We start from the raw sequence: 8513 nt of genomic DNA, 5'->3' as shown, positions 1-8513 counted from the left end.
CGGTCCGGCCGAACGAGTAGCAGCGCCGCGCGGCCGCCGAGCCAACCGTCGAGAAGCCCCGCGACGTCGCGGCCGCCCGGCACGCCGGCCTGCGCCGGATCGGGATTGCAGTCGGGCGGCAGCACGGCGAGGCGGCTCAGCCCCGGCAGTGCGAGGGCCTGGAGCGGCACCGCCGCGAGCACCGCCTGGGCGTCGCGGCCGCAGGCCAGCAGGGCGAAACCGTCGCCCAGACACGCGTCCAGGCGGCAGCGGCTGCGGTCGGGCCGCTCCAGCTCCGGCTGCGGCAGCATGCGGCCGGCGACGCCGAGCCCGTCGTCCGCGGCCTGCACGACGCCGTCGCGGTAGAACGGCTTCGGCTTGTACTTCATCTGGGCGAACCAGGCCTGCACGGGCGGCACCAGGCCGGCGAGCCGGAACGCGCTGCGCACCAGCGCGCCTTGCAGCGGCGAGGTCGGCATCATCACCCGCCCCATGGTCGTGGCGAGCCTGATCAGCGCCCAGGCGTGCGGCGCCCGCTCGACCTGATAGGTGGCGAGCAGCGCGTCGCCGAGCTCGCCCTTCACCACGGCGGCGAGCTTCCAGGCGAGATTGTGGGCGTCGCGCAGCCCGCTGTTCATCCCCTGCCCGGCGAACGGCGGCGACAGATGCGCGGCGTCGCCGGCCAGATGGATGCGGGCCGTGGCCCAGCGATCGGCGATGCGGGCGTGGAAGACGTAGACCTGCCGCCGCACCACGGGCGCGTCGGCATCCGGCCCGTGCGCCGCGAGCAGGCGCCTCACGAAGTCCGGCTCGGTCGCGGCCGCGTCGTCCTCGTCGTCGCGCAGCATGAACTCGTAGCGACGGATGCCGCCCGGCCCCGGCAACGTGATCAGCGGGCGCGCCGGATCGCAGACCACGCGGGTCTGGCGCAGCCGCTCCTTCGTGGCGGCGAGGTCGACGATCAGCCAGCGCTGCCGGTAGGTCGAGCCCGTCATGGTGGCGCCGACCAGCTTTCTGAACATGCTGCGCCCGCCGTCGCAGGCCGCGAGATACTTTGCACGCAGCTCCACCGCGGCGCCGGCCGGATCGCGCAACATCAGCGTCACGCCCGTCGCGTCCTCGGCGGCGGACTCGCAGGCGTGGCCGAACAGCGTCGTGACGCCGGCGAAGCGGGACAGGCCGGCGCGCAGCGTCGCCTCCAGGCGCGGCTGCTCGAAGGCGTTGCGCTTGGGAAAGCCGTAGTCGCGGCCGGAGGGCTCGACGGCGAGAAAGCGCCGGCCGTCCGGCCCGAAATAGCGCGAGCCGTAGTCGAGCGCGACGTCGGCCAACACCGCGTCGATCAGGCCGGCGGCCTGCAGGGTGCGCAGCGACTCGTCGTCGATCGAGACGGCGCGCGGCTCGCGCACCGTGCCCTCGTTGCGCTCGACCAGCACCACCGACACGCCTGCGCGGCCGAGCAGATTGGCGAGCGTCAGCCCGGTCGGCCCGGCGCCGACGATCGCGACGTCGCAGACGAGCGGCGTCACGGCGCTCCGGCCCCCGCGACATCGGCGGCCCGCCCGACGAGCGGTGCGTCCAGTTGCTCCGCCAAGAGACCGGCGGAGGCGACGAGCAGCAGCAGCAGCCGGTGCTCCAGCGCCGCATCGAGCCGGGCCGCCTCGACGACCAGGCTGAGGCTCGCCGCGATGCCGTGCTGCGGCACCGCGATCGGCACCGCGAGGCCGGCGAGCCCGTCGTCGATCTCGCCGCGGTTGACGCAGTGGCCGCGCCGGCGGACGCCCGTGAGGATCTCACGCAGCGCCGCGATCTGCTCGGGGGCCGTCGCGGCCCCGTCGATGGTGTCGATCAGGCGGACCAGCCGCCGCGTCGGAAGCTGCGCCATGATGGTCTTCGAGGTGGCGCCGCGAACCAGCGGCATCGGCCGGCCGCGCTCGTAGCTCGGCGTCACCGGCAGGACGCCGGCGCGCGTGTCGGCGACGCACATCACCGTGTCCCCGTAGAGCCGCGCCAGCAGCGCGACGCAGGGCACGCCGGCCTGCGCGGCGACGTCGCGAAGCCGCGGCTCACCCAGGCGCGTCAGCGGATCGGTGAGGCGCACCCGCCGGTCGAACTCGACGAAGGCGGCGCCGAGCCGGTAATGCGCCTCGGTCGCCGGCTCCAGGAAGGCCTCGGCGACGAGCTCGCGCACCGCCCGGTAGACACTGCTCGACGGCTGGCCGAGCGCCGCCGCCATCTCGGGCACGGTCCAGGTCGCCTTGTCCTCGCCGAACAGGCGGAGCACGCGGACGAAGCGCGACAGGCCCGCCGCCACGGCTCAGGCTCCCGTCTCGTCGACGATGCCGTTGCGCAAGGTGCCGACGCCCTCGACCGTCACCTCGACGGTGTCGCCCGGCTTCATCAGCAGCGGCGGAGTGCGCTTGAAGCCGACGCCGCCCGGCGTGCCGGTGACGATCACGTCGCCGGGCGCCAGCCGCGTGAAGGCCGTGACATAGGCGATGATCTCAGCGATGTTGAAGATCATGTCGCCGAGCGTCGCCTGCTGCACCACGGTGCCGTTGAGCGTCGTCGTGATGGCGCGATGGTCGAGGCCGTCGATCTCGTCCGCCGTCACCAGCGCCGGCCCGAGCGGGCAGGTGCCGGGAAAGTTCTTGCCCGGCGTGAACTGGATCGTGTGGCGCTGCCAGTCGCGCACCGAGGCCTCGTTGCACACCGTGTAGCCGGCGACAAGCGACATCGCGGACTCCTCCGGCACGCGCCATCCGGCGCGGCCGATCACCACGGCGAGCTCGCCTTCGTAGTCGAGCACATGCGACACCGCGGGCCGGACGATCGGCGCCTCGTGCCCGATCAGCGTGTCGGCGAAGCGGATGAAGACGGAGGGATGCGCGGTCGGATCGCGCTCCGTCTCGCGCCGATGCTCCTCGTAATTGTGACCGACGCAGATGATCTTTCCGGGGTTGGTGATCACCGGATCCCAGGCGAACTCGTCGGCCGAGAAATCGGCCGCGCTCGCGCTGGAGAAATCGAACGTCGCGCCGACCGCCTGCACCTGCAGCAGCGTCCTGAGATCCGGCACGACCGGGCCGAGCCGCGCGCCGAGATCGTGCACGCCGGTGCCGACCGCGATCCCGAAGCTGCGGCGTCCCTGCGCCGTGAACGATACAAGTTTCATGTCACGTCCCTTGATCAACTTCCGATGTCGTTCGATCCATCGAACCTGACATCCACCATCGGCGCGTCATGGCCGGGCTCGTCCCGGCCATCCACGCTCTTGCTGGCCGAGGTTCAGCAAGACGTGGATGCCCGCGACGAGCGCGGGCATGACGACGTGAGAGTTCGTCCGCGCGAGTTGGTCCGTGACCTGCCCCTCACGCCCGCATGATGGCACGGCCCCACAAATTCAGGGTGCGCTCGGCATGCGGCCACTCCTTCACCGGGCGGTCGTGGATCACCTCGAGCTCGGCCGAGACCTCGATCCAGTTACCGTCCGGGTCCTCGATGAAGATGAAGAGGTTGTTGCCTGGTCCGTGGCGGCCCGGCCCCCACATCAAGGTGACACCGCGCGCGGCGAATCGGTCGGCCCAGTCGCGGATCGTGTCCCACTCGCCGGCCTCGTAGGAGTGATGGTCGATGCCGGCGCGGTCCTGCAGGAAGCAGGCGAGGTTGTGATGCTCGTGATTGCCGCGCATGAAGCAGGTGGTGACCCGGCCGCCGGCATCGACCACCCGGTCCGACACGGCGAAACCGAGCTTGCCGGCGTAAAAGCCCTCGATCGCCTGCACGCTGCGGGTTGCCAGCGTCAGGTGCTGGAGCGGCCCGCGCAGGCCGGTGCGGGCGGGCTCCGGCGCGGCGAGGCCGAATGCGATCCTGTTGCCGTCCGGGTCCGTCACGGCGAAGGCGTCCGGCCCGAACGGCGGCGTCGCGAACGGCGCCAGGTCGAGCCCGTTCTGCCGCGCATGGACGCGCAGGCCGTCGAGCCCGGCGCGGTCGCGCAACGCGAAGCCGGCATGGCCGAGTGCCTTGGCCGGTCCGCGGCTCAGCAACAGCCGGCGGCCGGGCCCGGCCAGGACGATGGACTCGGCCGAGTCGGCGGACGAGACCGGCGCCATGTCCATCAGGTCGGCATAGAAGGCGGCGAGCTTTTCGGGGTCCGGACTCGTCAGGTGCAGGTGGTGCAGATAGGCCCCGGCCTGGACGGCACTGAGCATCGTTTCCTCTCCAGATTATTGTTTTTTGATAATTTGATCTCCATAGACTAACGCAGTTCTCGTATAAGAGGCAATCCTTCGTCCTCAGACCCGATCCGCCCGGCCGGCCCGGCATGCGGCGCGGTGACGCAGCGGCGCGGGGGTGGCCGGTATGAACGAACCAGACGCCCCCGACGGTGTTTAGAGTTGTCGCCCCCGAACCGGACCACCCCCGCATGGCCCGCCCTCCACGTCCCGTCCCTCCTGCTGGCCGTGCCGGACTCCTGCCGGCCGCTGCGTTTCCGTATGTGCGCGGCTCCTGGGGCATCGTCGTCTCGCTCGCCTGGGTGCTGCTCGCCTTCACGGCCGAGACGCCGCTCCGCGACGCCGTCGCGTCCGCCGGGCTGCCGGCGACGGGCGGGCCCGGCAGCTTGTCACGCGCCGTGGACTCGCTCGCGGCCTGGGGCGCGACACTGCTGGTGATCCTGCTGGCGGTGCGGCTCACCGACGTTCCGCTGCGCGACTATGTCGGCTGGACGCGGCCGCGCTCGCGCGACCTGCTGCGCGCCGCCGGGTTCGTTCTGGCGCTCTATGGCGCGCTCGTCACGATCACGGTGCTGGCCGGCACGGCGGGCGTCCATGCCGGCCAGCCCGGGCGGACCGCCACCGGCGCCGGCGCGGTCGCCGTCGTGCTGGCCTGGGGCTCGACCGTGCTGCTCGCGCCGGTGGTCGAGGAGAGCATTTTCCGCGGCTTCCTGTGGCGCGCCGTCCAGGACCGGCGCGGCCCGGTCGCCGCGCTGGTCCTCACCACGCTGGTCTTCGCGGCGTTTCACTGGGGCTACTGGATGCGGGGCGGCAGCATCGATGCCGTGTCGGTCGCGCAGTATCTGGTGATCGGCGGCGTGCTCGGGGCGTTCCGCCTGACCAGCGGCGGCACGGTCGCGCCCATGGTGGCGCACGCGCTCGCCAATGCGGCGCTGGCGGCGTTCCCGACGCTCGTGTCCCTGGCGATGTGACGGCGACCGCGGCGCGTTCCGGGCCGGTCGCCTCAGCCCGCCCGCGGCGCTGCGCGGCGCCTCGGCCGGCTGCGCGCCTCGGCCTCCTCGCGCAGAATCCGGCGCAGGATGGCGGCGAAGGAGCGGGCCGCCGGCGTGCGGTCGCGGCGGCGCGGCCACAGCAGGCCCGGTGTGCGGCGCGGCGTCGGCCCCTCGAGCGCGACCCAGCCGAGGCCGGTGTCCGGCGCGGCGCGCTGCGGCACGATCGCCGCGATGTCGGAGCGGCGGACCATCTCCAGCATCGCCCCGATGGTGTTCATCTCGACCATCACGTTCGGCTCGGCGCCCGAGACCTCGAACCAGTGGTCCAGCATGCGCCGGGTCGCGAACTCGCGGGTCAGCAGCACCAGCGGCACGCGGTGCAGCTCGCTCATGCGGATGCGCTTGCGGGCGGCGAGCGGATGCGCGTCCGTCACGGCGAGCACCAGCTCCTCCTCGTAGAGCGGCTCGAACGCCACCTCGTCGTCGCTCGCCGGCGCGTAGGCGATGGCGACGTCGAGCGTGCCGTCGCGCACCCGCGCCTCGATCACGGGCGCGGCGAGATCCTCGATGACGATCCGCACGGCGGGATGCCGGGCCAGGAACAGCGCCGCGCAGCGCGGCATCAGCCGCATGTTGACGCTGTGGACGGCGCCGACCCGCAGGGTCCCGGCGAGCGTGTCGGCGCCGCTGCGCAGGCCGCGCACCGCGAGGTCGATGTCCTGCAGGGCCCGGGTGATGCTCGCCAGCAGCAGCTCGCCCGAATCGGTGAGTGCGACGCGCTTGCCGACGCGGTCGAACAGCCGCACGCCGAGCTCGTCCTCGAGCTGCCGGATCTGATGCGACAGAGTCGGCTGGGTGACGTGCACCAGGGTCGCGGCCCGGGTGAAGCTGAGCTGCTCGCCGAGCGCGGCGAAATAGCGGAGATGCCGCAATTCCATGGGCTTACGCCTCCACCATAGACCGTATCTATGGTTCTAATGCGAACAATCACCTTTGTCACTGTATCGCGGCCCCCTATGGTCGCGGCGCCGGCTGGCGGTCCCCGCGAAAAGCCGGCCCATCCCATGGACTTCGCCTTGACCCGACGCGTCACGCTCACCTTCGACAACGGCCCGACCCCGACCGTCACGCCGGCCGTCCTCGACATCCTGGGGCAGCGCGGCATCGCCACGACGTTCTTCGTGATCGGCGGCAAGCTGAAGGAGCCGGCCGCGACGACGCTGGCGACGCGAGCCCACGCGTCAGGCCACTGGATCGGCAACCACACGATGACGCATTCGGTGGCGTTCGGGGATCGCACCGACGCCGATTACGCCGCGCACGAGATCGAGGACACCCAGGCGCTGATCGGGCCGCTCGCCCATCCCGACAAGCTGTTCCGCCCCTACGGCAAGTCGGGCCGGATCGGGCCGCATCTGCTCAGCCGCGCCGCCGGCTCGATCCTGCTCGCCAAGCGATATTGCTCGATCCTGTGGTCGAGCGTGCCGGGCGACTGGCGCGACCCGGACGGCTGGGTCGAGCGGGCCGTGGCCGACGTGACGGCGCAGGACTGGACCGTGGTGGTGCTGCACGACATCGACGGCGCCTGCCTCGCCCGCCTGCCCGACTTTCTCGACCGCCTCGACGATCTCGGGGTGGAGCTGCGCCAGGATTTCCCGGACGACGTCGTGCTCACCCGCGCCGGCCTGCCGGTGAGCCTGTCGGACGCCTATATCGCCGATCTCTGAGCCGAACGGCCCGTCCGGGGCGGACGCCCGGACCGGGAACCCCCAAGACCAAGAACACGTCCGTCCACCCCCAAGGAGCCGAAACGCATGTCCCCCTCGAGGTCCGTGCTCACCCGCCGCACCGCAAGCCTGGCCGCCGCACTCGCGCTGGCCTTCGCCGTCGGTCCCGGCACCGCCGGGGCGCAGCCCTATCCGTCGAAGCTCGTCCGCGTGGTCGTGGCCTTCGGGCCCGGCACCTCGACCGACATCATCGCCCGCCTGGTCGGCGGCGGGCTGGCGGCCGAGCTCGGCCAGACCGTCATCGTGGAGAATCGCCCGGGCTCGGGCGGCTCCATCGGCACCGCCGCGGTCGCCCGCTCGACCCCGGACGGCTACACGCTCACGCTGGGAACGGTCGGCACCCACGCCATCAATGCCGGGCTGTTTCCCCGCCTGCCCTACGACCCGCTGAAGGATTTCGTGCCGATCGCGCTGGTCGGCTACACGCCCACCTTGCTGGTGGTGCCGAAGGCGCTGCCGGTCGCGAACGTCGCCGAGCTGGTCGCGTACGCCAAGGCGCAGCCCGACGGCATCGCGTTCGCCTCGGCCGGACCCGGGACGTCCGGGCACCTCGCCGGCGAGTTCCTCAAGTCGGTGTCGGGGACCAAGATGGTGCACGTCCCCTACAAGGAGGGCGGCATGGGCCTGTCCGACCTGATGGCCGGCCAGGTGCAGTTCATGTTCTACCATCCGGCCGCCGTGATGCCGCACATCCAGTCCGGCAATCTCAAGGCGATCGCCGGGTCCGGAGCCCGCCGCAGCTCCGCCGCACCCACGGTGCCGACCATGATCGAGCAGGGCTTTCCGGGCTTCGACCTGGTCGCCTGGTTCGTCCTCTATGCGCCGGCCGGAACGCCCGAGCCGGTGGTGGCGCGGCTGCGCGACGCCGCCGGACGCGTGCTCGCCACCCCGGAGATCGCCGGGCAGCTCCAGGCCCAGGGCGTCGAGCTGATGCCGCTGAAGGGCGACGAGCTCACCGCCTTCACCCGCACCGAGGTGGCGAAATGGACCGATCTGGTCAAAGCCTCCGGGGCCAGGATCGACTGACGCGCGCTCCCGCGCTCGCCGCGACGACGGCGGCCGCGCGCGGACAACCGTTGATGCGGAGGCGCGAGCGGCTTATATGAGCGGCTCGCACCCCAGAATAATGGCGGTCGGACGACGGGCACGGCAACGGCCCCGGTTCCGGCCCGTGCCGCACGCCACCGGAGATTGAATGGGCCGCTTCCGAGACAACGAGCTTCAGGACCGCCAGAGCAACGCCGTCGCTGCCAAGAAGGCGCTCTTGGAGAAGTTCAAGACCGCCGTGGCGGATCCGACCCTGGAGGAACGCCGCGCGACCCTGGAGACGGAACGCCTCGCCCGCAAGGCCGAGCGTGACGCGATTCGCGCGAAGCGCGACGCCGAGGCGGCCGAGAAGGCCCGCATCGAGGCCGAGGCCGCCGAGAAGGCCCGCGTCGCCGCCGAGGCGATCGCCACACGGCCGCTGCCGTCGACCGGCACATGCATGAAGAAGTTGATGTTGGCCGGGATGTCGCGCGCCG

9 protein-coding genes are annotated in these 8513 nt (G+C 72.0%); 4 read left to right on the top strand and 5 right to left on the bottom strand.

What is annotated here, in order from left to right; all coding sequences use genetic code 11:
• The 4 genes from CH341_RS24660 to CH341_RS24645 form a co-directional block, all read right to left on the bottom strand.
• On the bottom strand, positions 1 to 1505 hold a 1505-nt coding region (locus tag CH341_RS24660), incomplete at its 3' end, for a bifunctional 3-(3-hydroxy-phenyl)propionate/3-hydroxycinnamic acid hydroxylase (RefSeq protein ID WP_111421633.1).
• Positions 1502 to 2290 (bottom strand): IclR family transcriptional regulator, encoded by a 789-nt coding sequence (locus CH341_RS24655; RefSeq protein WP_111421632.1) that lies wholly within the window; start codon positions 2288 to 2290, stop codon positions 1502 to 1504. The genes CH341_RS24660 and CH341_RS24655, both read right to left, overlap by 4 nt.
• A 3-nt stretch (positions 2291 to 2293) precedes the next feature.
• Entirely contained in the window at positions 2294 to 3151 is an 858-nt protein-coding gene (locus CH341_RS24650; RefSeq protein WP_111421631.1) for a fumarylacetoacetate hydrolase family protein, read from the bottom strand.
• A 196-nt stretch (positions 3152 to 3347) separates the two neighbouring features.
• Positions 3348 to 4187 carry a VOC family protein gene (locus tag CH341_RS24645; RefSeq protein WP_111421630.1) on the bottom strand — a complete coding sequence of 280 codons (840 nt, stop codon included), beginning with the start codon at positions 4185 to 4187 and terminating at the stop codon, positions 3348 to 3350.
• A gap of 215 nt (positions 4188 to 4402) precedes the next feature.
• Here CH341_RS24645 and CH341_RS24640 point away from each other — a divergent pair, with 215 nt between their 5' ends.
• Entirely contained in the window at positions 4403 to 5182 is a 780-nt protein-coding gene (locus CH341_RS24640; RefSeq protein WP_111421629.1) for a CPBP family intramembrane glutamic endopeptidase, read from the top strand.
• Positions 5183 to 5214: 32 nt separating this feature from the next.
• Here CH341_RS24640 and CH341_RS24635 read toward each other — a convergent pair whose 3' ends face one another.
• Entirely contained in the window at positions 5215 to 6141 is a 927-nt protein-coding gene (locus CH341_RS24635; protein ID WP_111421628.1) for a LysR substrate-binding domain-containing protein, read from the bottom strand.
• Between the two features lie 138 nt (positions 6142 to 6279).
• On the opposite strand from CH341_RS24635, the gene CH341_RS24630 reads away from it, so the two are divergent.
• The 3 genes from CH341_RS24630 to CH341_RS24620 form a co-directional block, all read left to right on the top strand.
• Positions 6280 to 6930: a polysaccharide deacetylase family protein gene (locus CH341_RS24630; protein ID WP_210208598.1), complete on the top strand. Its 651-nt coding sequence runs from the start codon at positions 6280 to 6282 to the stop codon at positions 6928 to 6930.
• A gap of 87 nt (positions 6931 to 7017) precedes the next feature.
• Entirely contained in the window at positions 7018 to 8016 is a 999-nt protein-coding gene (locus CH341_RS24625) for a Bug family tripartite tricarboxylate transporter substrate binding protein (protein WP_111421626.1), read from the top strand.
• A gap of 169 nt (positions 8017 to 8185) precedes the next feature.
• On the top strand, positions 8186 to 8513 hold a 328-nt coding region (locus tag CH341_RS24620), incomplete at its 3' end, for a DUF6481 family protein (RefSeq protein ID WP_111421625.1).

Source organism: Rhodoplanes roseus (assembly GCF_003258865.1).
GTDB lineage: Bacteria > Pseudomonadota > Alphaproteobacteria > Rhizobiales > Xanthobacteraceae > Rhodoplanes > Rhodoplanes roseus.
This window is presented reverse-complemented; position numbering and strand designations above follow the sequence as displayed.